Annotated in this window: 24 protein-coding genes; 16 read left to right on the top strand and 8 right to left on the bottom strand. The window is 54.8% G+C overall.

The annotated features are described in order from the left end of the window. Positions 1-8 precede the first annotated feature (8 nt). The 4 genes from dapD to P1U45_RS00400 all read left to right on the top strand — a co-directional run bounded on the left by dapD (position 9) and on the right by P1U45_RS00400 (position 4,669). Positions 9-839, top strand: coding sequence for a 2,3,4,5-tetrahydropyridine-2,6-dicarboxylate N-succinyltransferase (gene dapD / locus P1U45_RS00415; RefSeq protein ID WP_022695919.1), 831 nt, complete (start codon positions 9-11; stop codon positions 837-839). After that, entirely contained in the window at positions 832-1,977 is a 1,146-nt protein-coding gene (gene dapE, locus P1U45_RS00410; protein WP_301056970.1) for a succinyl-diaminopimelate desuccinylase, read from the top strand. Before dapD ends, dapE begins: the two co-directional genes overlap by 8 nt. 223 nt (positions 1,978-2,200) lie before the next feature. Beyond that, positions 2,201-4,012 carry a WD40 repeat domain-containing protein gene (locus tag P1U45_RS00405; RefSeq protein WP_301056969.1) on the top strand — a complete coding sequence of 604 codons (1,812 nt, stop codon included), beginning with the start codon at positions 2,201-2,203 and terminating at the stop codon, positions 4,010-4,012. A 135-nt stretch (positions 4,013-4,147) separates the two neighbouring features. Then, on the top strand, positions 4,148-4,669 hold the full coding sequence (locus P1U45_RS00400) for a hypothetical protein (RefSeq protein WP_293607219.1): 522 nt from the start codon (positions 4,148-4,150) through the stop codon (positions 4,667-4,669). Here P1U45_RS00400 and truA read toward each other — a convergent pair. The 6 genes from truA to rmuC all read right to left on the bottom strand — a co-directional run bounded on the left by truA (position 4,663) and on the right by rmuC (position 9,223). Further along, positions 4,663-5,400: a tRNA pseudouridine(38-40) synthase TruA gene (gene truA, locus P1U45_RS00395; RefSeq protein WP_301056968.1), complete on the bottom strand. Its 738-nt coding sequence runs from the start codon at positions 5,398-5,400 to the stop codon at positions 4,663-4,665. The genes P1U45_RS00400 and truA overlap by 7 nt on opposite strands. Positions 5,401-5,498: 98 nt before the next feature. Then, positions 5,499-6,002 (bottom strand): N-acetyltransferase, encoded by a 504-nt coding sequence (locus tag P1U45_RS00390; RefSeq protein WP_301056967.1) that lies wholly within the window; start codon positions 6,000-6,002, stop codon positions 5,499-5,501. Beyond that, the gene (gene fmt, locus P1U45_RS00385; RefSeq protein ID WP_301056966.1) at positions 6,002-6,931 is read right to left on the bottom strand and encodes a methionyl-tRNA formyltransferase; all 930 of its coding nucleotides are present in this window, start codon (positions 6,929-6,931) and stop codon (positions 6,002-6,004) included. The genes P1U45_RS00390 and fmt overlap by 1 nt, the downstream gene beginning before the upstream one ends. Positions 6,932-6,935: 4 nt before the next feature. Next, positions 6,936-7,124: a hypothetical protein gene (locus P1U45_RS00380; protein WP_301056965.1), complete on the bottom strand. Its 189-nt coding sequence runs from the start codon at positions 7,122-7,124 to the stop codon at positions 6,936-6,938. Positions 7,125-7,128: 4 nt separating this feature from the next. Further along, the gene (gene def / locus P1U45_RS00375) at positions 7,129-7,653 is read right to left on the bottom strand and encodes a peptide deformylase (protein ID WP_293617081.1); all 525 of its coding nucleotides are present in this window, start codon (positions 7,651-7,653) and stop codon (positions 7,129-7,131) included. Positions 7,654-7,684: 31 nt separating this feature from the next. Next, positions 7,685-9,223 carry a DNA recombination protein RmuC gene (gene rmuC / locus P1U45_RS00370; RefSeq protein ID WP_301056964.1) on the bottom strand — a complete coding sequence of 513 codons (1,539 nt, stop codon included), beginning with the start codon at positions 9,221-9,223 and terminating at the stop codon, positions 7,685-7,687. A gap of 106 nt (positions 9,224-9,329) precedes the next feature. Here rmuC and P1U45_RS00365 point away from each other — a divergent pair, with 106 nt between their 5' ends. Next, positions 9,330-9,473 carry a DUF2256 domain-containing protein gene (locus tag P1U45_RS00365; protein ID WP_301056963.1) on the top strand — a complete coding sequence of 48 codons (144 nt, stop codon included), beginning with the start codon at positions 9,330-9,332 and terminating at the stop codon, positions 9,471-9,473. Between the two features lie 50 nt (positions 9,474-9,523). After that, a complete protein-coding gene (locus P1U45_RS00360) occupies positions 9,524-10,273 on the top strand; it encodes a metallophosphoesterase (RefSeq protein WP_301056962.1) in 750 nt (249 codons plus the stop codon). Between the two features lie 2 nt (positions 10,274-10,275). Here the strand turns inward: P1U45_RS00360 and P1U45_RS00355 are convergent, their stop codons facing one another. Further along, positions 10,276-11,508 carry a hypothetical protein gene (locus P1U45_RS00355; RefSeq protein ID WP_301056961.1) on the bottom strand — a complete coding sequence of 411 codons (1,233 nt, stop codon included), beginning with the start codon at positions 11,506-11,508 and terminating at the stop codon, positions 10,276-10,278. Positions 11,509-11,680: 172 nt separating this feature from the next. Between P1U45_RS00355 and P1U45_RS00350 the strand changes: the two genes are divergently transcribed. The 10 genes from P1U45_RS00350 to P1U45_RS00305 all read left to right on the top strand — a co-directional run bounded on the left by P1U45_RS00350 (position 11,681) and on the right by P1U45_RS00305 (position 22,107). Next, positions 11,681-12,298, top strand: a complete 618-nt coding sequence (locus P1U45_RS00350) for a ribonuclease D (RefSeq protein ID WP_301056960.1) — start codon at positions 11,681-11,683, stop codon at positions 12,296-12,298. Positions 12,299-12,457: 159 nt separating this feature from the next. Beyond that, positions 12,458-13,099 carry an LPS export ABC transporter periplasmic protein LptC gene (gene lptC, locus P1U45_RS00345; protein WP_293607230.1) on the top strand — a complete coding sequence of 214 codons (642 nt, stop codon included), beginning with the start codon at positions 12,458-12,460 and terminating at the stop codon, positions 13,097-13,099. 2 nt (positions 13,100-13,101) lie between these two features. Continuing rightward, the gene (lptA, locus tag P1U45_RS00340; RefSeq protein ID WP_301056959.1) at positions 13,102-13,632 is read left to right on the top strand and encodes a lipopolysaccharide transport periplasmic protein LptA; all 531 of its coding nucleotides are present in this window, start codon (positions 13,102-13,104) and stop codon (positions 13,630-13,632) included. A gap of 108 nt (positions 13,633-13,740) precedes the next feature. Further along, complete coding sequence (gene lptB / locus P1U45_RS00335) at positions 13,741-14,475, top strand: LPS export ABC transporter ATP-binding protein (RefSeq protein WP_293607232.1); 735 nt, start codon at positions 13,741-13,743, stop codon at positions 14,473-14,475. Between the two features lie 10 nt (positions 14,476-14,485). Next, complete coding sequence (rpoN, locus tag P1U45_RS00330) at positions 14,486-15,985, top strand: RNA polymerase factor sigma-54 (protein ID WP_301056958.1); 1,500 nt, start codon at positions 14,486-14,488, stop codon at positions 15,983-15,985. 270 nt (positions 15,986-16,255) lie between these two features. Continuing rightward, complete coding sequence (raiA, locus tag P1U45_RS00325; RefSeq protein ID WP_301056957.1) at positions 16,256-16,840, top strand: ribosome-associated translation inhibitor RaiA; 585 nt, start codon at positions 16,256-16,258, stop codon at positions 16,838-16,840. A gap of 38 nt (positions 16,841-16,878) precedes the next feature. Continuing rightward, the gene (locus P1U45_RS00320; protein WP_301056956.1) at positions 16,879-17,349 is read left to right on the top strand and encodes a PTS sugar transporter subunit IIA; all 471 of its coding nucleotides are present in this window, start codon (positions 16,879-16,881) and stop codon (positions 17,347-17,349) included. Positions 17,350-17,476: 127 nt separating this feature from the next. After that, positions 17,477-20,482: a PAS domain-containing sensor histidine kinase gene (locus P1U45_RS00315; protein ID WP_301056955.1), complete on the top strand. Its 3,006-nt coding sequence runs from the start codon at positions 17,477-17,479 to the stop codon at positions 20,480-20,482. Between the two features lie 3 nt (positions 20,483-20,485). Continuing rightward, positions 20,486-21,304: a histidine kinase dimerization/phospho-acceptor domain-containing protein gene (locus P1U45_RS00310; protein WP_301056954.1), complete on the top strand. Its 819-nt coding sequence runs from the start codon at positions 20,486-20,488 to the stop codon at positions 21,302-21,304. Continuing rightward, complete coding sequence (locus tag P1U45_RS00305) at positions 21,301-22,107, top strand: response regulator transcription factor (RefSeq protein WP_293607238.1); 807 nt, start codon at positions 21,301-21,303, stop codon at positions 22,105-22,107. Before P1U45_RS00310 ends, P1U45_RS00305 begins: the two co-directional genes overlap by 4 nt. On the opposite strand, the gene P1U45_RS00300 is transcribed toward P1U45_RS00305, so the two are convergent. Continuing rightward, positions 22,104-22,481, bottom strand: a complete 378-nt coding sequence (locus P1U45_RS00300; RefSeq protein ID WP_301056953.1) for a hypothetical protein — start codon at positions 22,479-22,481, stop codon at positions 22,104-22,106. The two genes, P1U45_RS00305 and P1U45_RS00300, sit on opposite strands and share 4 nt — an antisense overlap. Between the last annotated feature and the right edge of the window lie 108 nt (positions 22,482-22,589).

The raw sequence follows: 22,589 nt of genomic DNA, 5'->3' as shown, positions 1-22,589 counted from the left end.
TGAAAAACATGACCTCTACCGATCTCCAGTCCGTGATCGAAGCCGCTTTTGACGCGCGTGACACTATCAGCACAGAAACAACCGGCGAAGTCCGTGATGCTGTCAACGAAGCGCTCGCTATGCTTGATGCCGGTACGGCTCGCGTGGCGCAAAAGGGCGATGATGGCGAGTGGGTTGTGAACCAGTGGCTGAAGAAAGCGGTTCTCCTGTCTTTCCGCCTCAACCCGAACGAAATCATGACCGATGGCGTCAATGGCGGTGTCTGGTGGGATAAGGTGCCATCCAAGTTTCAGGGCTGGACGGCTGAAGACTTCCAGAAAGCTGGCCTTCGCGCAGTTCCTCCGGCAGCTGTCCGTCGCGGCGCATACATCGCGCCAGGCGTGGTTCTCATGCCGTCTTACACGAATATCGGCGCATATGTCGGTGAAGGTACAATGATCGACACATGGGCGTCTGTGGGCTCTTGTGCTCAAGTTGGTAAGAACTGCCATATCTCTGCCGGTACAGGCATTGGCGGCGTTCTGGAGCCTCTGCAGGCAAACCCGACCATTATCGAAGACAATTGCTTCATCGGCGCGCGTTCGGAAGTCGTTGAGGGTGTGATTGTTGGCGAAGGCTCGGTTATCGCAATGGGCGTGTTCATTACCCAGTCTACGAAAATCGTAAATCGCCAGACAGGCGAAATCAGCTATGGCCGCATCCCGCCATATTCTGTTGTTGTGCCGGGCACTCTGCCAGATCCTAAAGGCGGCCCGTCTCTGGCTTGTGCTGTGATCGTGAAAACGGTCGACGAAGGCACACGCGCGAAAACGTCCATCAACGAGCTGCTTCGTGACTAATCTGACCTCCAGCCCGCTTGGCCTGACGCAAAGCCTGATCCGGTGTGCTTCTGTCACACCGGAAGATGCTGGCGCGCTCGGCGTGCTGGAAGAGGCGCTGACATCGCTTGGCTTCGACTGCAAACGCTACCCGTTTGAAGATGTCGACAATCTCTATGCGCGTCTCGGAACGGAAGAACCGAACTTCTGTTTTGCAGGGCATACGGATGTTGTGCCGGTTGGCGATGCCGCCGCGTGGAGCGTTGATCCGTTCGGCGCAGAAGTCCGCGATGGCAAGCTGATTGCGCGCGGCGCGGTGGATATGAAATCCCAGATCGCTGCATTCGTGACAGCCGTTGCCCGTCATCTGGAAGCGCACGGAAAGCCAAAGGGCTCAATCTCATTCCTGATCACAGGCGATGAAGAAGGCCCTGCGGTCAACGGCACGATCAAGCTTCTCAAAGCCATCGCGGCCGACGGCGAGACGTTGTCTCATTGCCTTGTCGGCGAGCCAACATCAGAGCAAACGCTCGGCGATGTCATTAAAAACGGCCGTCGTGGCAGCCTGAATGCGAAAGTCGTTGTGACTGGCAAGCAAGGCCATGTTGCCTATCCGGACAAGGCGGCAAACCCTGTGCCCGCGCTCCTGAAATTCCTGCATAAGCTGGAAAGCTGGCATCTGGATGATGGTGCGCCGGGCTTCCAGCCGACGAATCTCGAAATCACCAGCGTGGATGTGGGCAACGTTGCGCACAATGTGATCGCCGCGCGCGCTGAGGCGAAGTTCAACATCCGCTTCAACACGAACCATACCGGTCAGGCACTGAAAGACGAGATCACCCGTCTCGCCGTCGAAAGTAAAACGGCAGGCTGCGACATTGATCTGGATCTCAAAGTCACCGGCGAGAGCTTTTACACCCAGCCGAGCGACTTCACCTCCATGATTGTGGATGCGGTGAAAGACGTTACCGGTGTGGACGCGGCACTCACCACGGGCGGCGGTACGTCTGATGCGCGCTTTATCAAGGATTATTGTCCGGTGGCCGAACTCGGTCTTAAAAACGATACCGCGCACAAGGTGGACGAGTTCACCGAAGTCTCCGAACTGGAACAGCTCGCCGACATCTACACCGGCATTCTGGCCCGTTATTTCGGATAGTTGCGTCTGATGTGATTACAGCTTTAACTGGTGGCCTTCACTAAGTGATCGGGCTGTAATCGTGGTAACAGATTTCAAACTTCGAAACGTTGGGCTGATGCTCGGTTTCTGCGTTTTACTATCTGCGTGCCAGACAAGCCGTCCCGTCTCCTCTACTGACATTGCACTCACGGCAGAGGCCGAACACCGCATCGCACGAGTGATGTTGAGCGAAGCGAACGAAATGTTCGCTGCAGAACAGGGGGATCATTCTGCATCTCTGCTCATGGCGCTTCAGGCAGCCGACTATGTAGATCGCATGGGGTTGCTTGATCCTGAGCTCGAAGCAGCCATTTCCGGGCGTATCGCTGCTGCAACGTTACAGAATCCGGTTCAGCGGTGGATCGTGTCTCATAAAAATCTGCCCATTAGCGACGATCTGGGGTGGGATAGCGTATGGGCACGTAGGCGTGAGCTTCAAGACACGAGAGTGTTGTGGGACAATGCCCGCGTCGCACTGTCGGGAGATCGTCAATGGATGGCGGTACTTGGCCATGATCGCGTACTCAGAATTCGCCATGTCGACAGTGAAGAAGCTGTTGCAGATTTCAGTTCAACTGAGCGGCAGCCTGCGCTCTCTGAGTCCGGAAATCTTCTGGCTCAAATAACAGAGACTCGTAGATTCCCCCAGAACAATGGATATCTCACACATATTATCGCCGTTCGTGACGTTTCGACGGGTGAGGTTCTGCAGCGTAAACACGTGGATCTGACTGGAGAAAGCTGGTGGCCTCATTTTTCGCCAGATGATGATATTCTGGCGCTTGGGAACCGCCAAGAAGTGGTGGTCTTCAGTGCCTCTAGAAATGAAGAGTTCCTTCGCTTCAAGCCGTTGAGCGGCGAAATCGTGGACATTGCATTTTCGCCCGACGCGTCGGAGGTCGCTGTCAGGACGTCAGACCGAAATATTCGTGTCTGGGCATTGCAGGACCATACGGCCGGAGTCTCCCGACAGGTGTTCCAGCAAGCGGGTTTTTCTATCGTTTTTAGTGCCGATGGGAGTCTACTGTTTGAAGGAATATCGCAGGAGCAGGTACGTGTTTTGAACGGCTTTGATCTGAGTGAAGAAACTTTGATTTCCATTCATGAACTTCGGTCACAGCATTCGGTTTCTCCGCAACAAATTTCCATTCGACCGTTTTTGTCTCTTGGGGCAACGATGCCAGTGTGGTGGGCGACCAATTACGATATCCTCGATGCGGCAATGGATGAGCACCGCACAGCCAGAATTCGCGCTATTGCCGAAGATGGAAGCCTGTATGTTATCGGCGATGAAGAGGGTCTCTTTACATTATTCGATAGCGATACTGGAGAAGTGGTTCCAAACGGTACGGTGAACTGCGGTGTAGTCGAATTGCATGACCTCATAGCCATCTCACCAGCAGGCAATCAGATAGCGTTTCCAGATTTTATACCTCGTGTTTGCTCTCTGGATTCGGAAAACCCAATTTTTGATTTCAAAATGGAGGGCACTTACGATACGTACGATATTGCGTTTTCTGCTGATGGTAGAATGCTTGCTGCTGCGCCAGGCTCTCCTATGCCAGTTCATATTTTCGATGCAGAAACAGGCACGATAATTCGCACTCTTGAGCCTGAAAACTGGGGTAGCCAGATCGCATTCTCTCCATCTGGACGGTTTGTTATCGGAACGGGGCGAGGTGGCTTTGGGTTGTGGAGCACAGCATCAGGCACCTTTTTGAATGAATTCTTCGGCCATGAAGAAAACATCCAGTCACTTTCATTTTCGCCAGATGAAACACGCATTGTGACGAGGTCTTATGATGGTACTATGCGGCTTTGGAATGTTCCGGATATCGCTCGGGCGTCATTACCAGAAGCCGCGCAAACTGCATGTAGTTACCTACGAAATCTGGGCGCGCCGATGAGTTTTATGATCGAAGACATTGAAAGGTTTCCCGTCTTACGGGGTGAGCCGATCTCGAACGAAACGGCATTGGTTTCGCCATGTAGAAGCCATTTCGAGGCGGAATAATTACCAGAGATACAGGGCTTGAATACTGCGCTTGTATCTTTCCCTTGCGTCAAATCTACCCGTAACTGTTGAATCTGGTTTCCTGACTATCTCTGTTTGAAGTAGAATACCCCGACGCGGGGATTCTATTTGATAATGAAGGTCTCAAAAATCATATCTTCGGCCTGTGTGGCGGCACTTCTCCTGACCGGAATGAGTGCGGCTCAGGCGAACCAGAGCGCCCCTGCACTGCAGAGGGTGGGCAATGACGCATTTGCCGGGCAGATGCCTGTCGGCTGGCGTGTGAACTCCTATCATTTCCGCGATTTCGTTATTTACCAGGTCCTGGATGGTATCTCTGCGCCGGCTAATCCCGTCGAGGTGTTTGGCGTTTATCACGGCAGCACAATCGACGAACTCAACCTGACCTCAGCCTCGCGTAAAGCCTGCGAGCGGGATGATATCTCAGTTCTGATGGGGCGTTCCGAGGCGACTGAGAGCCAGTCTGGCATGACGCATTTGCTCGTTGAAACGAGCGGCGAGGAAGGCGCAGACTATGTGCATCTCTTCTCGACCATGCTGGACATGACCGATGCTGACAGCCTTGCAGCCTGGAATATAGTCCTCAACGTTGAGGGTGTAGAACTGGCAGACCTGATCTGCAGTGATGATCAGTAATCCACGCGTGTGAGGTGCAGGCCATCGGGCGGGGCGACGGGCCCGCATTGCGCGCGATCTGCGGCAGCGAGCACCTTGCCCACCCAGCGTACATCTTCCTTGCCGCGTCCCACTTCGACCAGCGTGCCAACCATAGAGCGGACTTGACGGTGTAGGAAGGAGAGGGCGCGGCAGCGCACATGGACTTCTTCGCCAAGACGGGTCACTGAAATAGCATTGAGCGATTTCACCGGGCTTTCGGCCTGACACTGGCTGTCGCGAAATGTCGTGAAGTCATGCGTGCCGACAAGCGCCTGCGCCGCAGCATGCATGGCATCGGCGTCGAGCTTTGCACCAACCCGCCATGAAAAGCCTCTGTCCAGTGTCAGCGGCGCGCGACGATTTGAAATGCGGTAGAGATAGAACCGTTCCTTCGCGCTGAAACGTGCGTGGAAGTCCTCGTCCACTTCGATCGATTTCAGAATGGAGACAGGGTTAGGCTTCAGGTGAAAATTGATGGCATCCATGACCTTCTCGGCTGGCATGTCCTTTTGCATGTCGATATGTGCGACTTGCCCGGTAGCATGCACGCCTGAATCCGTGCGGCCTGCGCCTTGAACCTGTACCGGCGCGCCGTTTACCTTCGCGGCAGCATCTTCCAATGCCTGCTGAACGCTCGGTTGGTCCGGTTGACGTTGCCAGCCTGCATAAGGCCGTCCGTCATATTCGATGGTGAGCTTATAGCGCGGCATGCGATGTACCTTCGCTCATTCCCGCGAAGGCGGGAAACTGGTTGTAGTGTTCGAGTTCCCTGCCTGCGCAGGGACGAGCGCAAACGTCGAGCATTGATCTAACCCTCGAAGAATGCAGACGGGTAGTGGAGCTCGGCAAGTGGCGGGCTACCCGGATTGAGCTCGATTGCCATGAAATGCGGTCCGCCCCATGGCGCTGCCATGCCTGCGGTTTCGTCCACGGAAAAACCAAAACGTGGATAGTATTCGGCATGACCCAGCACGAAGACTTTCTGAAAGCCGAGCGCTTTAACCTCTTTCAGGCCAGCACCGATCAGCTCTCCGCCAAGGCCTGTGCCCTGAAGGTCCGGATGGACAGACATCGGGCCGAGCCCCGCGAATTTCGCGGGCAGCATGCCGGAGGTATCGATCGGGAAGAACTGGATATGCCCGACGATCGCGCCATCACGCTCCGCGACCAATGCGAGAAGGGCTTCGTCATTTTCGTAGAGACGCTCGACGATCAGGCCTTCATCGTCCTGCCCGAAGGCAAGGTCGTTCAGGCTTTTGATCGCCGAAAGGTCGGCCTCGCTGGCCAGACGTAGTGTGATATCTTCGCTCATCAAAATACCTCATCGCCAGCTTTAAGCGGATTTCCGCGCAGGAAGTCCTCAGCGCTGCAGGCGCTCTTACCGGCTTTCTGCACCTGGGTGAGACGCACTGCATAGTCATCGCCGCAGGCAATCGTCAGCTGGTCATCGGTCACGCTGGCTGCATTGCCCTTAACGTCCGTCAGCTCTGACATCAGCGCTTTAACGCGCACACGCTTGCCGTTTTGTTCGATCTCGAACCATGCGCCGGGGAAGGGCGAAAGGCCGCGTATCTGGCAATCAATCTCTGCGGCAGGCTTGGTCCAGTCGATACGGGTGTCCTCAGGGCCGAGTTTATGTGCGTAGGTGATGCCATCTTCGGCCTGAGCTTCGGCCTGAAGCGTGCCAGCATCGAGGCCCGCCAGCGTTTCGATCAGAAGCGGGCCGCCCAGTTCAGCGAGGCGATCATGGATCGAGCCTGCGGTGTCTTTTCGGGTGATGGGCGTCTCTGCCGTCAGATAGACAGGGCCTGTATCAAGGCCGGCTTCCATTTGCATGGTCTGCACGCCTGTCACCAGATCGCCTGCCATAATCGCGCGCTGCATAGGTGCGGCGCCCCGCCAGCGTGGCAGAAGCGAGCCGTGCAGATTGATGCAGCCATATTTCGGCGCAGCCAGCACGGCTTTCGGCAAGATCAGTCCGTAGGCGGCAACAATCGCAGCATCCAGATCGAGAGCCGAAAAAGCGTCTTTTTCTTCCTGAGGTTTGAGAGAGGCTGGATGTCTGACTTCAATACCTGCCTCAAGCGCCGCGTCATGGACTGGCGTATTGCGCAGCTGTTTGCCACGACCGGCAGGGCGAGGCGGCTGGGAGTACACACAGACAATGTCATGGCCTGCTGCAATCAGCGCCTTCAGAGACGGTACAGCGAAGTCGGGCGATCCCATAAAGGCTAGGCGCATAGGGTCAGAGGTCCTCCGGGACGGAAAATTGGCAGTCGCGAGCGGTATAGTCCCACTCGCCGTCATTTTCCAGACAGGTGGAGCGTGCAGAGCTTTCGCCGATTTCGGTTGCCAGAAAGAAGACGCCGAGCACTAAAGCGCAAATCACTGCAGAACCGAGCAGCGCGAACAACCAGCGTTTCCAGGCTGACACCTGCTTAAGCGACGCGTTCTTTTTGGCGTTTGGCCTTCTTCACTTTCTCGACGGCGCGCTGACGGCGCAGGCGTGAGAGGTGATCGATGAACAGCGTGCCTTCAAGATGGTCCATCTCGTGCTGGATGCACACGGCATAAAGGTCTTCTGCCCATTCTTCGACCTGATTACCATCATAGTCGAGATAGCGGATGAGGCAGCGCGCAGGGCGCTCTACTTCGTCATAATAGTCCGGCACGGAAAGGCAGCCTTCTTCGTAAGGCTGGGTCTCTTCAATCGTTTCAACGATTTCCGGGTTCACAAAGTATTTTGGCTGCTTCTCGTCATTCGGGCCGCCCAGATCCATTACGATGATGCGCTTCGGGACACCGATCTGTACTGCAGCAAGGCCGATGCCCGGCGCTGCGTACATGGTTTCGAGCATATCATCCATCAGCGCGCGGATTTCATCAGTCACGCCGCCTTCTACAGGGGTTGAGACCTGTTTGAGGATAGGATTTGGAATAGTCAGAATTTCACGAATAGCCATGGTCTGTAAGTATGGTCAGAGCGCCGTTTCGTCAATATTCCTGATCATTATCAAGTGGCAATTGAGGTGAGGTATCAGACTCGTCCTCAGTTGCGATTTCCGGAGTTTCTGTTGTCAGATCAGGTTCTTCGAACTGCCCCGGATTTGTGTTCGACGGGAATTCCTCGATACGGGTGAGGTCTTTAATCTCGGTGCCGCTATCGCTGAGCTGCAGCGTTTCGAATTTACGAGCCTGTGGCATGACCATGCGCTCGTACGAGCCGGTCATCTGATTGAAGGCGCTGACCGAACGGCCAAGGCTCGTGCCAACGCGTTCCATATGATTGGTGAAGGTTGCAAGCCGCTTGTGAAGGTCGCGGCCCATTTGGGCAGCTTCGAGCGCGTTCTTTGCCGCTTCTTCCTGACGCCAGCCATAGGCAACGGCTTTGGCGAGCGCGATCAGAGTTGACGGCGTGACAATCAAAACTTTGTTGCGGGCTGCATAATCAAACAGGTCTCGTTCCACTTGGAGCGCTGCGGCATAGAAGTTCTCGCCCGGCACATACATGGCGACAAAGTCCACGCGGCTTTCAAAGGCTTTCCAGTATTCCTTACTGGCGAGACGTTTCACATGGTCTTTCATCTTACGCGCATGCGCAGCCAGGAAAGTGTTGCGACGTGTTTCGTCCGGCTCGTCCGCCGCTTGCAGGAAGTCATCAATGCTGACTTTGGAGTCGACCACGATTTCGCGGCCGCCCGGCATGCGGATGATGACGTCAGGGCGCAGGCCGTCGCCGCCGCTGCCATCCTGTTCTTTGAAGTCTGCATGTTCTGAGAGACCAGCCATTTCCATAACATTGCGAAGGCTCTCCTCGCCCCAGCGACCGCCGCCTTTCGGAGAGGAGAGGGCAGAGACGAGTTTGGATGTAACCGCCTGATTGCGGTTCAGCATTTCGCCGATGTTTTTGACCTGCTCGAAAATCGCAGATTTATCTTCGGCGCGGACTTTCTCCATGCCTTCGACGCGTTGTTCGAATTTGCTAATAGCCTCACGGATCGGGCTCATCAGGGATTTGATATTACCCTCTGCCGCTTCCTTCTGCTTGCCGAAGGTCTCGTTGGCGGTTTCGAGGAACAGGCTCTGGGATTGTTTGAGGGCAGAGTGTGCAATCTCTTTGAAGCGGTCTTCAACTTCCTGACGTAGTGCGGTCAGCTGTTCGCGTTCTTCCTTCATCGCGCGGTCGCGCTCTTCGGTGCGGGCTTCTTCGCGGCTGAGCTTGGTTTCAGCCTCTTCCAGACGCGCCTGTAGAGTTCTACGCTGCTGCTCGACATAGTCGGCGCGCACTTCGGCCTGTTTACGCTCGTGCTCCAGCGTCTCTTCCAGCGATTTTACGCGAGAGAGGTTGGTGGCATTCTCTGTCAGCAGGGCCGCGTACCGGCCATTCATCTGGTTGAGGCTCTCATTGCTCTCATTGGCACGCTTGCGGTGCGGCCAGAGCGAATAAATCAGAAGGCCGCTGAGAAACAGGGCAGCGAAAAGCGCTACATGCAGCAGATCAAACTGCGCATCGCCGATGGTAATTACAGACATTGTCATCATTTCAGCATACCCGGATTCGAATTCTCAGAACAAAACATAAACATATTCGGCGATCAACGACTATTGAACGGGATGGGGTTCACCCCAGTTTGAGCACATGCGCAAGAAGTCAGACCTGCCCGAGAAAACCTGCCCCGTGTGTGACCGGCCGTTCAGCTGGCGCAAAAAGTGGGAACGCGTCTGGGATGAAGTCGTGTATTGTTCTGAAAAATGTCGGCGTGAGAAGAAGTCAGTGCGCTGACTTTGTGTTACGGTCCGTTTTCCAAAATTTTTCAGACGATCCTTTGCCCTATGCCAGATAATTTTGACGCGACTGTTTTCTATGCAGTTGGCGACATCCACGGACTTGCCGATCGGCTGAGTGCTCTCCACACAGAAATATTCAATCACCATGCTACGCATCATAACGGAGCGTCGGCATGCATCGTCCATCTGGGCGATTACGTCGACCGGGGGAACAACTCCAAAGGCGTCATTGAGGCGATCTGGGCGCTTGAAGCGAAAGCTGAAGAGACTGACTGGCTGACCGTGAAGTCGATTCTGGGCAATCATGAGCAGATGATGCTTGAGGCGCTTGGCGGAGATACGTCCTATCTTGTATCCTGGCTGCGCAATGGCGGCCGCGATACGCTGGAAAGCTATCGTAAGGGCGATGAAGACCTCGACGAGATTATGCTGAACATGCCGAAGGACCATCTGAACTGGTTGTCCGGCTTGCCTGATATTTTCGTTGTTGAGGACAGACGGCTTGTTTTCGTTCATGCCGGCGTCGAGCCTGCCATGTTTCCGGATGACGGGCAGGAGCCGCATCTGTGGACAAGGTCGCAACGTTTCTTTGACGTGACGCGCTGGTCCAAACGACCCAAACTGGCTGGCTATACGGTTGTTCATGGCCATACCCCGGTAGAGGAAACGAAAATCGTGGAGCACAATGGTGCGCGGCGTATCAATGTGGACCTCGGTGCGTGTTATGGTGGCCCGTTAACGGCTGTGGCGCTGCCGCCGGCTGGTGAGCCGACGTTTCTCCAGATACCGGCCTGACCTCAGGCAGGTTCCAGCTCCATATCTGATAGCGGCAGCTCTGCAGGAGAAATCTGTCTCGGTTGCAGCGGAGTTCTCAAGGCGGTTGTGACAAAAGGCCCGGAGACAAACGACACGCCAACTCTGATAGCGGCGAGAAGTTCATCACGCGTCTTTATGCCTGTAATGGCGCCGCGAATTTTCATCTTACGCAGATCGGAGATATGGTCGCCAAAGCGTTCAACTTCCCCGACGCGGTCGTTGATGATCTGGTGCATATCGAAGGTGACTGTGTGCAGGCCGCTGTTCATGAAGCGCGACGTAGAGACGTTCGCGGACGTGACCTGCCAGTCCATGAACCGGAAATATTGTTTGAAATCAGTCGCCAGATGCAAAACAGCGTCAAAGCTTGGGGCATCCGGTCCGCAGAATACCATGATGCCGATATGATCACTCAACCATTCCGGTGCGTCTTTCACGGCGGCAAGATACTTCTTGCGCGCGTCTGAGGACAGGAGCGTTGAATAGGTCACCGGTGCAAACAGCACCATGGGCTGGCTGGCTTCGCGCGCTATCTTTACCCGCTCTAGCGCGTGTTGAAATGCGGTGATCTCGAAGTCGATCGTGTTCGGTTCGCGAACCTTCAGGAACTTGCCGAGCGGGATGTCGTCAAAGCCGGCAGAGCCATACATGTCCATCGCGGTAAGGGCGTGTGCAATCACGATACGCTGTTTGCAGTGAAGAATGCCGCGGAAGCGGAAGCGTTCATCCGCGAACTGGGTTTGTGTGTGCCAGTTGTATCGCCAGTTTTTCTTTCCGCGCAAATGGCTGCGGTTTTCCGCTTCATTTGTTTCGCGGAAGATCTGGGACATTCGGAAGGCGATTTCGGGATCAGCTGACAGGAACTCGTGAACTTCGTTCATGGTTCCGGCAAAACTCAGAACTTCGAGCCCGCCCGTATCTTCGACCTGCGTGCCGAACAGAAACTCTCTGAGGCGCATCTGCAGTGAAATGACATACTCGTCCAGCTCGTCTTCATGACCTTCGCCGGAGACCAGAAAGGCAGTCGCTTCCAGCATATGGTACTTGAATGGTAGACGGACCGTGCTTTCAAGGAAACGTTTGGAATACTGACCGATCGTGCTTTTCAGCTCTTGGGTGGCTTCCAGACTGTTGGGCACAGATAGACGGACCAGGCGAATAGCGCCGGATCGGTTGCCGTCATTTGCAGAGGAGGTATCCACTCCCGAGACCATATTCAGTCCTTTTCCACCAACTCTGACGCGAAAAGGTAAATTCAGGGCCAAGTCCGATTAATAAATTCAATAGATTGCGTTCGGCATGGCGCTTGGCTTGACTTCGGCTGCGTGCGCAGGAAAACACCCGTAACAGTTTACTCAACAGACAGGTCAGAAGAGAGATACGGCCATGACCAAAATCCGGCTTCACAAGGGCGATCTGCCTGCAGGTGTAACATTCGGCGATAGCGTAGCGGTCGATACTGAAACGCTAGGCCTGTCTCTGGTGCGCGATAAGCTTTGTGTCGTCCAGCTGTCGTCTGGCGACGGCACTGCCCACGTTGTGCAGCTGGACCGCTCTTCATATGATGCACCGAACCTGAAAGCTCTGCTCGCTGACACGGGCGTTGAGAAGATCTTCCACTTTGCACGCTTTGATGTGGCCATGATCCAGAAGTGGTTCGGTGTCACATGTGCACCTGTATTCTGCACAAAGATCGCCTCCAAGCTGGCGCGAACCTACACAGACCGTCACGGCCTGAAGGATGTGTCCCGCGAGCTGGTCGGCGTCGACATGTCAAAAGCACAGCAAAGCTCTGACTGGGGCGCAGAAACGCTTAGCGAAGCGCAGCTCGCTTATGCTGCATCGGACGTGCTTCACCTTCACGAAATTCGTGACCGCCTTACTGGAATGCTGGACCGTGAAGGCCGTCTGGATCTGGCGCGTCAGTGCTTCGACTTCCTTCCGACACGTGCGCGACTCGATCTGGAAGGCTGGCCGGACACGGATATCTTTGCGCACAGCTAGTCCGGCTGGTGCGAGGTTTGGCGGTGACAGCTTGCGTTAAAAGTGGGCTTCACGGCTAAATAATCTGATAAAACATCGTGTATCGTAGATTTGCCCTAGTTTCGCCTCACAGCTTTCGCTAGGTGATTTATTCGTACACGGAGACCACACTCGGCGATCATGAGCAGCCTGTCCGCACAACAGAATGACATCTGGGCCCCAAAGCGCCGCCTGTCTCTGAAACAGGCGCGGTCGCGGTCTGATCTCGTTGGTCTGTTGCGGATGCTGTTTATCACGGGGGCCGCGCTGTCAGCTGGTGCGCTGCTCGGCAGCTTTATCGTCAGCATCGTGAACGGCCATGGCCCGCGCGCGGATTATACCGCGACACAGGTCGTTACCATGCTGAACCCGCGCTTTACGGGGCGCGATGCAAACGGTCAGCCTTATGTGATCACAGCTGATACGGCCCAGCGGAACGGTGCAAATGCCTCTCTCATCGAGTTGCAGAACCCTGCGCTAGATGATGGCCTTAATGGTACGGTTCAGGCGCCGCGGGGCGTGTTCGATCAGGACGCCCAGCATCTGGAACTCTTTGAAGACGTGGTTCTGATGGATGCGAGCGGGAATCGATTTGTGACGACTCATGCGCGTATGTATGTTCAGGAAAACCGCGTTGTCGGTCTTGAGCCTCTCGAAGGCGAAGGCCCGTTCGGACGTTTGCGCGCAGACAGTTATGAGATTAATGACGGTGGTGACCGGGTGACGTTCAGGGGGAATGTCTGGACGGAAATTCAGCCAGCCAGTCGGGAGACAGGAGAGTAGGAATGTTGAAGTCACTTGTTCTGGCCACGGGCCTGATGACGGCGCTGACCTTCAGCGCCTCTGCGCAACTCAGCGGCCAGCGTGGCCCGATCCAGATTGAAGCTGACCAGCTCGACTTCATCGATAGCGAAGCGCGCGCTGTTTACATCGGCAATGTCGATGCAATTCAGGGCGATGCGCGTATCCGTGCCGAGCGCCTGACGATTTACTTTGAGCAACGCTCTGAAGATGGCAGCTCTGCTACCGCGCTTGGCGGCAACGTTGGCGACGTTCAGCGCCTCGTCGCTGAAGGTGAGGTTTACTATCTGACACCTAGCGAGCGTGCGCGTGGTGATCGCGGCGTCTATGACTATCAAGCCGATACGATTACACTGACAGGCAACGTCACAGTAACCCGCGGTGAAAACGTAATTGCCGGTGACCAGCTGGTTGTTGATCTGGCGAATGGTCGCTCGACTGTTACCTCTGAAGGGCGCACGCAGGGTACGCGCGTTCGAACCGTTATTATTACGGACGCTTCTGAAGAGGAATAAACCTGATCGAAGCCGAAGTTTTTCGGAAACTTCAACAGGCTTTTAATGATCGTATGCAAGTTTGGGGCCGCGGGCCTTACCAAAGTCGCGCGAAACGGGAGAATTTTTGTGAGCAATGACCAGTCAGGTCTCGTCGCTAAGAACCTAGCCAAGTCGTTCAAGAAACGACGGGTGGTTCACGACGTATCACTCTCTCTCAAACGCGGTGAAACGGTAGGTCTGCTCGGCCCAAACGGTGCAGGTAAAACAACCTGCTTTTATATGATGATGGGGCTTATCACGGCCGATGAGGGGCATATTGAGATTGACGGTGAGGACGTAACCTCCCTGCCAATGTATCAGCGTGCCCGTCTCGGGGTGGGGTATTTGCCACAGGAAACATCAATCTTCCGCGGTATGACCGTAGAAGAGAACGTGATGAGTGTTGTTGAGCTGATCGAGAAAGACAAGAAAGCGCGGAAACAGGCGGTTGAAGGTCTTCTGGAAGAGCTGAACATCACGCATATCAGATCGCAGTCAGCTATGTCTTTGTCAGGTGGTGAGCGCCGCCGGGTAGAGATTGCACGCGCGCTTGCATCAAGGCCGAGTTTCATGTTGTTGGACGAACCGTTCACCGGGATCGACCCATTGGCCATATCGGATATTTCCGATCTGGTGCGCTATCTTAAAGAGCGCGGCATCGGCGTATTGATTACAGATCACCAGGTCCGTGAGACCTTGCAGATCGTAGACCGCGCCTCCATCATTTATGATGGCCGAGTTCTTTTCGAAGGCACACCTGAAGATATCCTCAAAAACGAGGAAGTGCGCCGGGTCTATCTGGGTGAAAGGTTCGCGGCCTAGGAGGCACGCGGTGGCGTTTTCACAGCGGATAGAACTACGACAGGGCCAGTCCCTGGTCATGACCCCCCAACTGCAGCAGGCAATCAAGCTGTTGCAGCTATCCAATATTGAACTCGCTGAATATGTTGATCAGGAGCTGGAAAAGAACCCGCTCCTCCAGCGTGATGATTCCGAATACAGCAATGACGACTCTGCATCAGAAACGGCTGATGACTACGGTTCGTCTGCAGAAAACTCCCAACTCGCTGATGCGCAGGACAATCTCGATGCGCCGCGCGAAGATGCTTATGAAGCCGATAGCCCGTCTGAGAATGCTGTAGAAGCGCACGGTTCCGCGAGCGCAGGATCTGGCGCCGGTAGCACGCAGTCCGGTTCTGGCGGTGGCGGCGGTGAAGACTTTGACTTTGAGTCTGTTCTATCATCGGAAAAGACCCTGCGTGAGCACTTGAAAGATCAGCTGGCCATGTCCGGCCTTGATGAGGTCGATCAGTTGATTGCATCCCAGCTCATCGAAGAGACGGACGATGGCGGCTATATGCGCGGGGATATTGAGCAGACCGCCCAGACGCTCGGCGTTGAGCAAGAACGCGTGCTGCGCATTCTTGATGTGTGTCAGGGGTTTGAGCCAACTGGCGTTATGGCGCGCTCTCTGGAAGAATGTCTGGCGCTTCAGCTGAAAGAGCAAAACCGGTTTGACCCGGCTATGGAAGCGCTGTTGAACAATCTGGCCCTGGTGGCCAAGCATGATTTGTCAGGTCTTGCGCAGATTTGCGGTGTCGACCGCGCCGACGTGCTGGACATGATCGCGGAGATCAAAGCGCTCACGCCGCGTCCGGGTGCTTCTTTTGCGGGTGATGCGGCTCAGGCCGTTCAGCCGGACGTGTTTGTCCGCGAGCTTGCATATGGCGCATTCGGCGTCGAGCTGAATTCCGATACGCTGCCGCGCGTCCTAATGGACCGTACGTATTACGCTGAAGTCTCTCAAATGCCGATGCGCGACAAAGATAAGGAATTTATCGAAGATTGCGCCGCGAATGCGAACTGGCTGATCAAAAGCCTCGACCAGCGCGCGCGCACAATTTTGAAGGTCGCTCAGGAAGTTGTGCGCCAGCAGGATGCGTTTTTCGTGCACGGCGTTGCGCATCTGCGCCCGCTGAATCTGAAGCAGGTGGCCGATGTGATTGGCATGCATGAATCTACTGTTTCGCGTGTCACATCGAACAAATATCTCGCGAGCCCGCGCGGCCTGTTCGAACTGAAATACTTCTTCTCCGCAGCTATTCCATCGACAGGTGAGGGTGAGGCGCACTCCGCTGAGGCTGTTCGTCACCGGATTAAAACACTAATTGATGGTGAGACGCTGGCGACGGTTCTGTCTGATGACCAGCTGGTTGAGGAGTTGCGCGGCTTCGGGATCGAAATTGCGCGGCGTACGGTCGCAAAGTATCGCGAATCTTTACGTATTCCTTCGTCCGTCCAGCGCCGCCGGGCGCTGCGTCAGTCCGCCTAAATTCCTGATAAATAGATAGTTTCCTGCTGCTATCCAGACGAAATCGCGTGAGAAATTGCGCGAATAAGTTTGGTTGCCTGTTAACATGTTTTCATGACAATCTTCTCTTACATGTCTGGCGGACTAGGCCGTCGACATTACGTAAGTAGAAGCAGGAGATTTCTCTGACGGCAGGTTTTCAGGACATTCGTATTTGCCCTCATTCTTGCCACAAGACCGTCGAATGCTGCACACTTAGGTGTAGGGGCAGATAAATAAAGAGGACCCATCATGCAAATTCAGATTGCTGGACGGAACATCGATCTTGGCGAAGCTCTCAAAAACCGCATCGAAAGCGGGCTTGAGGACGCAGTAACTAAGTATTTTGATCGAGCGACGGAAGGTAATGTGAGTATGGCCAAGGATGGCCATCTGTATGAGGCCGAATGTCAGGTCGCGCTCCCCTCAGGGATATCTCTACAATCAAGCGCAGAAGCCAATGATCCGTATGCCGCATTCGAGCTGGCGCTGGACAAGCTGGAGAAGCGTGTACGCCGATATAAGCGTCGCCTTCGTGATCATCACCGCCCGGACAGCAACCTTCTTCCAGCGGAAATGGTCGCTTACTCCGTTCTCTCAACTGCGGATGAGGACGAATCAGAGGTTGATTCAGGCGACGTAGATACTGTAGACGCTCCGGCGGTGATCGCTGAGCAGCAGACCAACATCAAGACAATGACCGCTTCTATGGCAGTCATGCAGCTGGAGCTGACAGAAGTTCCGGCATTGATGTTCCGTAATGCTGTACATGGCGGCCTTAACATGGTTTACCGCCGCAATGACGGCAATATCGGCTGGGTCGATCCGGGAAAATAGTCCAGATCGCGCCCTACGCGGCCGAAACTGAGGTATAAATGACAAGAGATCTTTCAGATCTTCTATCGGGTGGACCTGTTTTGCCCGCCTTGAATTGCTCAAGCGCGAAACAGGTCTTCTCACGACTGTCTAATGCTATGGCTGAGAAGACAGGTGTGTCCGAGCGCGATATCCAGCGCGCGATTCTCGAGCGTGAGAAGCTTGGTTCCACAGCTGTGGGCCATGGCGTTGTTCTACCTCACGCCCGCCTTCCTGGTATTGTCAGCCCGATCGGTGGATTTGCACGTCTCATCTCGCCAGTAGATTTCGACGCGGTAGACGAGCAGCCTTGCGATCTCGTTTTCATGCTTCTGGCATCAGACGGAGACGGTGCGGACCATTTGCGTGCGCTGGCGAAAGTGGCGCGTGTAATGCGCCAGTCCAGCATTCGCAGTCAGCTACGTGAAGCGGCCACCGAGCAGGATATCCGCGATATCTTCGGTGCATCCGTCACCAGCTCTGCAGCCTGATTTCAAACAAGTCTTCGTGCTGCCCCTAATGGCAGGTTAACGATATCGGCAAAACCTGAGTGTCCTATAAGGACGCTTCTTAAAATCTTTGTGATTGAATTTAAGGGATTAATCTCTTGAGTTCTTCATGCCTGACCTGCTGACTTTTTCAGATCGTATCTATGTGGACCCGGTAATGCTGGGGATTTTCCTCATGGGCCTCGCGATCGTCACCGTTATGGTGATGACGTTCAGACACAATCTGCGTCAGGCGGGGAACGGAGTTGGCGATTTCCCAGCTATTCTGACGATCCTGCTGGGACAAGTGATCTTCAGCCATACTTTGCTGTTTACGCTGGCGCTGTATCCACACGAGCAGATCCGTCTCACTGAAGTTGAAATCGGTGTCCTGATGCTGGGATCTATCTGTGCCGCCGCTGTGAGCGTGTGGCTTGCGGGTGGACGTTCAGCTCAGCGCTTGAGGCCATATACCGGATATTGCACGTCATCCATGGTAATCGCTCTGGCGGTTATGTCTCCGATGCTTGCGCATGCCGAACTGCCGGCATCTGTCGACTGGGTCGCTATCGGCGTAGCTATTCTGGCTGTTGTCGGAATTAATGGCACTTTGCACCGGACGTTACTGTCCGGAGAGAATAAAGCTCTCGCGCTGTTTAGCCTTGGCGTCATGACGGCATCGGTTGTGACGGCACAGTATGTCATCGCCCAAAGCCTGCATTTTGAAGCGTCAGAGCTGTCGCGTCTGAACCATGATGGCAAGAACGCTTTCTGGCTGGAGGTTTTCCTGCTCATGATCGGCGTGCTGGGCATTGGCCTCAGCGCGGTGATGGGTAACAATCCACGTCAGCACTGGCGGCGTTTCGCCGTGACGGCGGTTCTGGTCTCCATGACATCTATCGCCGTGTTCACGGCGAACGAGATGTCTTTGCGTTACTCGAATACGCATTTCGAGCTGGCGCGCCTGGTTGAGTCGCTGAACGGCAATCGTTCTGCGCTGTACGTGAAGTATCTTCAGTATGAAGAGCGCGAAGACGGCACGATGCGTCAGTCCGTTCCTTCTGATGTCTTTCGCAACCTTGAAACCTATTACGAAGCGGCTGGCCGCATCGACCGGCTGATGGGGAGCAGCAATGTTCAGGATGGTATAGAGACCTTCTACCGCGAGGACATTCACCATGACGGTCATGATCATGACGCCGTAACTCTGGCTGATGAAATCGACCGCTTCTACCAGTTCATGAAGTCGGAATTCGGCCTTCAGGTGTCTCCGGTTGAGATCAGTGATGTCGATCAGATCATGTTTGAGCGCCGCCTCAACGAATTTTCCAACCTGATCATTGCGTCGGCGCGGGGCGCGTCTGAATCTCAAGAGCTTATCCGCGATATGGCGCTGCTCGGCGGGTTCTTCCTCGTCCTGTTTCTTGCGCTGGGCGTATTCCTTCCTGCGCACCGCTCAACCATTCAGGCGCTGGATGCGTTGGAGGCCGAGAAGGCGCGTATTTACAAGCTCGCGCTGTGTGCTGAGCACACGACGAAGGGCATCGTCCTTACCAATGGCCGCGGCCAGATCACCTGGTGCAATGACGCGTTTTGCGACATGACCGGTTATCGTTTCAGCGAACTTGAGGGCTATACGCTGCTTCAGAAAACCCGCAATCCGGATGCGGATCAGCGCGTGATCAGCAAGGCGTTCATCTCGCTGCGAAATGCGGAACCGACTGATATTGAGGTCCTGGCACTCCGTAAGGATGGCTCTGACTTCTGGATGAGCGGATCGATTACGCCGGTTGTCGAAAATGGGCGCCTCAGCAAAGTCGTCCACGTCCTGAACGATGTGACTGAAGAACGTGAAATGCGCGACCGCCTCGCGACAGCTCAGGCCGAAGCAGAGCGTCTGGCGCTGGTTGTGCGGCACGCATCTGACGGCATCGCGCTTCTTGATGCTGAGATGCAACTCGACTGGATGAACCCGTCACTCGAAAAAATGACCGGTTATACCTTTGAAGAAATTCAGGAAAGCTCTCTGCACGAGCTGCTGCGCGGCATCGAAACTAATGCCGAAGACGTGGCGGACATGCTCTCTACCGTACGCCTGCGTGAACCATTCTCGGGAGAGTTTCTGGCTTATCGCAAGGATGGCTCGGAGTATTGGATCGAGGCTATTCTGTCTCCGTTCTTCGACGAAGGCGGCGTGTTTACCGGGTATATCGTGGTTCACCGCGACATTTCCGAACGTAAGACGCTTGAGCTCGCTCTGATTTCCAACCGCGACGAGCTTGCTGCGCGCGTTGAGGAGCGTACGCAGACGATTATGAACCAGTCGCTGGAGCTTGAAAAAGCGCTCGCATCCGAGCGCGAGCTCAACCGCATGCAGACTGAATTTGTGTCCATGGCCAGCCATGAGTTCCGCACACCGCTGACCATTATTGATGGTATTGCGCGCCGCCTCGACAAGCGCGCGGATAAGTTTACGCCAGATGATGTGCGCGAAAAGGCTCAGACACTGCGCGCGACTGTGAAGCGTATGACAATGCTTGTGGAGCGTACGCTGGACGCGTCGCGTCTCTCCTCGGGGCGTATCAAACTGACGCCAGAGACCTTCAAGCTTCGCGATCTGGTCAATGAAGTGTGTGCCCGTCAGCGTGAAGTCGCGTCAGCTCACAAGATCGATTTGGATGTGAACGACTATCCGGAAGAACTCTTCGGCGATGCGCGCCTGATGGATAACGTTTTCACTAATGTGATTTCAAATGCCGTGAAATATTCCGGTGAGAACAAACATGTCAGTGTCCTTGGCACGACTGAAGGTAATTACGCCGTTCTCAGGGTTCGCGATTCCGGCATCGGCATTCCGAAAGATGAGTTGCCGAAGATTTTCCAGCGCTTTTTCCGCGCCAGCACGTCAACAGGTATTCCGGGTACAGGCATTGGCCTGAACCTCGTGAAAAGCCTTGTTGATATGCACCACGGCAAGGTGGAGCTGGATAGCGTAGAGGGTGAATGGACTGAATTTACGATCCGGCTGCCGCTGCAGTCACCGCTGGAGACAGGGGTGATGATGTCGGAGCTGGATGAAGAAGACGGGGAGCTCGGGGGAGCAGTTGTTGAAGCTGCGACGGGCACCGGGGGATAAATTATGCAAAATTTCAAACACGATATTGGATCGCCAAAAATGTCGGACATTGCCAGTCAGGAATTGCAGGAGCTGAGGGAACGACTCTCGGAACTCACGCGCCATTCCCTGCGCACGCCGCTGACTGTAATTGATGGCAATGCACGCCGCCTGGAACGATTTGCGGGGCAGGTGTCAGCCGAAGAGGTCAAGGCACGAACCGAGATCATCCGCGCGACAGTCGACAAAATGGTTGAGCTGGTGGAGCACTCTATCGAGCTTACGCAAATGGCGGCCTGCATCAAGCCGGATCCGGTGATGAACGTCATGCTGCACGAACTCGTGGAAGGCATTACCCGTGAACATCAGGCTGTACGCCCTGACGTCAATCTGGTGGCTTGGCTCACAGAATGCCCTGATCTGGTCGTTGGTGATCGCAGGCTCGTTGAGTTGATCCTCGACAAGCTTCTTACCATTGGCGGCGACCTCATCACCAACCGTGGCCGACTGGACCTCGTTATGTGGTCGGAGGGCCGTTGGGCCAATATCACTCTGAAAGCTATTTTTGAGGCGCGTTCGCTCGTTGATGTTCGCGACCTTTCAGAGAAACTGGAAGCAGACCGCAATCAGGCCACGACCGTGCTGCCTGATGGCGTGAACCTGAAGCTCATCCGTCTGCTCGTAGAGCAGCATGAAGGTGAGCTCGACATAGAAGATTGTGAAGACCGTATCGAGTTCGAGATACGGCTTCCGATTACCGGGCATGATGAGGAGTGCGAGAAACCGCTGCTCTACCTGCCTGAAGACAACTCAGACTCTCAGAAAGAAGGAACTGTGAAATGAGCGCGCGTATCGCAGTCGTAGAAGACGAGGCGGAAATCAGGTCCCTGATCGTCGAAGAATTGGAAGACGAGGGATATGAAGTGGCTTGCGCCGGCAACGGTGCTGAAGGCCTCAAACTGATTCAGGAATTCAAGCCGCAACTTGTCTTGTCTGACATTACAATGCCGGTGCTTGACGGTTATGGCATGCTGGAAGGCCTTCGTGAGCTGAAGGCGTTTTCGTCTACCCCGATCGTTTTTCTGAGTGCTCTGGCGGATCGCCGTCATATCATTCAGGGGAAGAAGATGGGCGTGGATGACTATGTCACCAAGCCGATCGACTTTGAGCTGCTTCTGGCCACGGTTGAGGCGCGTCTTCGTGAAGTCGAGCGCATGACCGCTGAAAAAGAAGAGCAGATGGTCAAGCTTTACCACTCCTTTATGGCGCAGCCTGAGCAGGAGCGCCGCGTTAAACCTGCGCTGATCATTGCTGCTGAATGGCAGGATATCGACGATATCGAGAGCTCGCTTCGGAAGATGGGCGTCCCGTTCATCGTTCATCATCGTGGATCACAGATCGACGGCTATCTGGCTGAGAAGGCATACTCAGCTGTCATCCTGTCCCAGAACACGAACGATCAGACGGCTCTCACAATTTTGAAACGCAGCCAGCAGTTTGCTAAGCTGAGTATTCCAAAATTCCTGCTGATTGAAGATTCCAAGGCAGCTCAGGATATGAGCTATTGGGACAAGTTTACTCGTGTGATCTCACTGGATCGCGCGACTGAAGCGGACATTGAGGAAACAATCTCCGCTTACATCTAAGCTGGCTTTAAATCCCATCCCTGCCGGATGCTGTTTTCTAATGCGCTCAAAAGCGCATCCGGCGAATAGGGTTTAGCAACGTTCGGCGCTTCAGGCAGGTTTGCCTGAAGCTCGTTCATTCCCGATGCATAAATAAACGGGATAGCCTGCTGGCTCAGGCTTAAAGCGATTGGCTCGCATGTCTGGCCGTCCAGCATGACGTCTACGACCGCGTAGGCGACGGGGTATCTGCTGAGGATATCCATTGCTTCGTCGCAGTTACTTGCGACATGCACCTGTGCCGCGCCCATGCTTTCAAGCATATCAGCGACATCCAGTGCGATGATTGTGTTGTCCTCGACCAATAAGGCGTGTCCGGAGAAGGGACCGGTCATAGCATTGCTCCGATCCTCGCCCGCTCGGGCGTTCAGTGTTGCGGGTACGGTTGTATATCACAGCTTAACGTACTTGAGACGCTGCGTATTTGATCGAGATTAAAGCAA

The sequence above is a fragment of the Ponticaulis sp. genome, assembly GCF_029210165.1.
Lineage (GTDB): Bacteria > Pseudomonadota > Alphaproteobacteria > Caulobacterales > Hyphomonadaceae > Ponticaulis.
The sequence above is the reverse complement of the archived record's forward strand: the minus strand, read 5'-3'. Positions and strand labels throughout refer to the sequence as shown.

Coding starts and splice junctions, on each gene's coding strand:
- P1U45_RS00355 (WP_301056961.1), bottom strand. CDS start 11,508: ATGGTCTCGGGAGTGGATACCTCCTCTGCAAATGACGGCAACCGATCC.
- truA (WP_301056968.1), bottom strand. CDS start 5,400: ATGCCGCGCTATAAGCTCACCATCGAATATGACGGACGGCCTTATGCA.
- P1U45_RS00305 (WP_293607238.1), top strand. CDS start 21,301: ATGAGCGCGCGTATCGCAGTCGTAGAAGACGAGGCGGAAATCAGGTCC.
- P1U45_RS00360 (WP_301056962.1), top strand. CDS start 9,524: ATGCCAGATAATTTTGACGCGACTGTTTTCTATGCAGTTGGCGACATC.
- P1U45_RS00310 (WP_301056954.1), top strand. CDS start 20,486: ATGCAAAATTTCAAACACGATATTGGATCGCCAAAAATGTCGGACATT.
- P1U45_RS00400 (WP_293607219.1), top strand. CDS start 4,148: ATGAAGGTCTCAAAAATCATATCTTCGGCCTGTGTGGCGGCACTTCTC.
- P1U45_RS00365 (WP_301056963.1), top strand. CDS start 9,330: ATGCGCAAGAAGTCAGACCTGCCCGAGAAAACCTGCCCCGTGTGTGAC.
- P1U45_RS00300 (WP_301056953.1), bottom strand. CDS start 22,481: ATGACCGGTCCCTTCTCCGGACACGCCTTATTGGTCGAGGACAACACA.
- P1U45_RS00350 (WP_301056960.1), top strand. CDS start 11,681: ATGACCAAAATCCGGCTTCACAAGGGCGATCTGCCTGCAGGTGTAACA.
- P1U45_RS00315 (WP_301056955.1), top strand. CDS start 17,477: ATGCCTGACCTGCTGACTTTTTCAGATCGTATCTATGTGGACCCGGTA.
- def (WP_293617081.1), bottom strand. CDS start 7,653: ATGGCTATTCGTGAAATTCTGACTATTCCAAATCCTATCCTCAAACAG.
- lptC (WP_293607230.1), top strand. CDS start 12,458: ATGAGCAGCCTGTCCGCACAACAGAATGACATCTGGGCCCCAAAGCGC.
- P1U45_RS00405 (WP_301056969.1), top strand. CDS start 2,201: ATGTTCGCTGCAGAACAGGGGGATCATTCTGCATCTCTGCTCATGGCG.
- fmt (WP_301056966.1), bottom strand. CDS start 6,931: ATGCGCCTAGCCTTTATGGGATCGCCCGACTTCGCTGTACCGTCTCTG.
- dapD (WP_022695919.1), top strand. CDS start 9: ATGACCTCTACCGATCTCCAGTCCGTGATCGAAGCCGCTTTTGACGCG.
- lptA (WP_301056959.1), top strand. CDS start 13,102: ATGTTGAAGTCACTTGTTCTGGCCACGGGCCTGATGACGGCGCTGACC.
- raiA (WP_301056957.1), top strand. CDS start 16,256: ATGCAAATTCAGATTGCTGGACGGAACATCGATCTTGGCGAAGCTCTC.
- P1U45_RS00320 (WP_301056956.1), top strand. CDS start 16,879: ATGACAAGAGATCTTTCAGATCTTCTATCGGGTGGACCTGTTTTGCCC.
- P1U45_RS00390 (WP_301056967.1), bottom strand. CDS start 6,002: ATGAGCGAAGATATCACACTACGTCTGGCCAGCGAGGCCGACCTTTCG.
- rmuC (WP_301056964.1), bottom strand. CDS start 9,223: ATGTCTGTAATTACCATCGGCGATGCGCAGTTTGATCTGCTGCATGTA.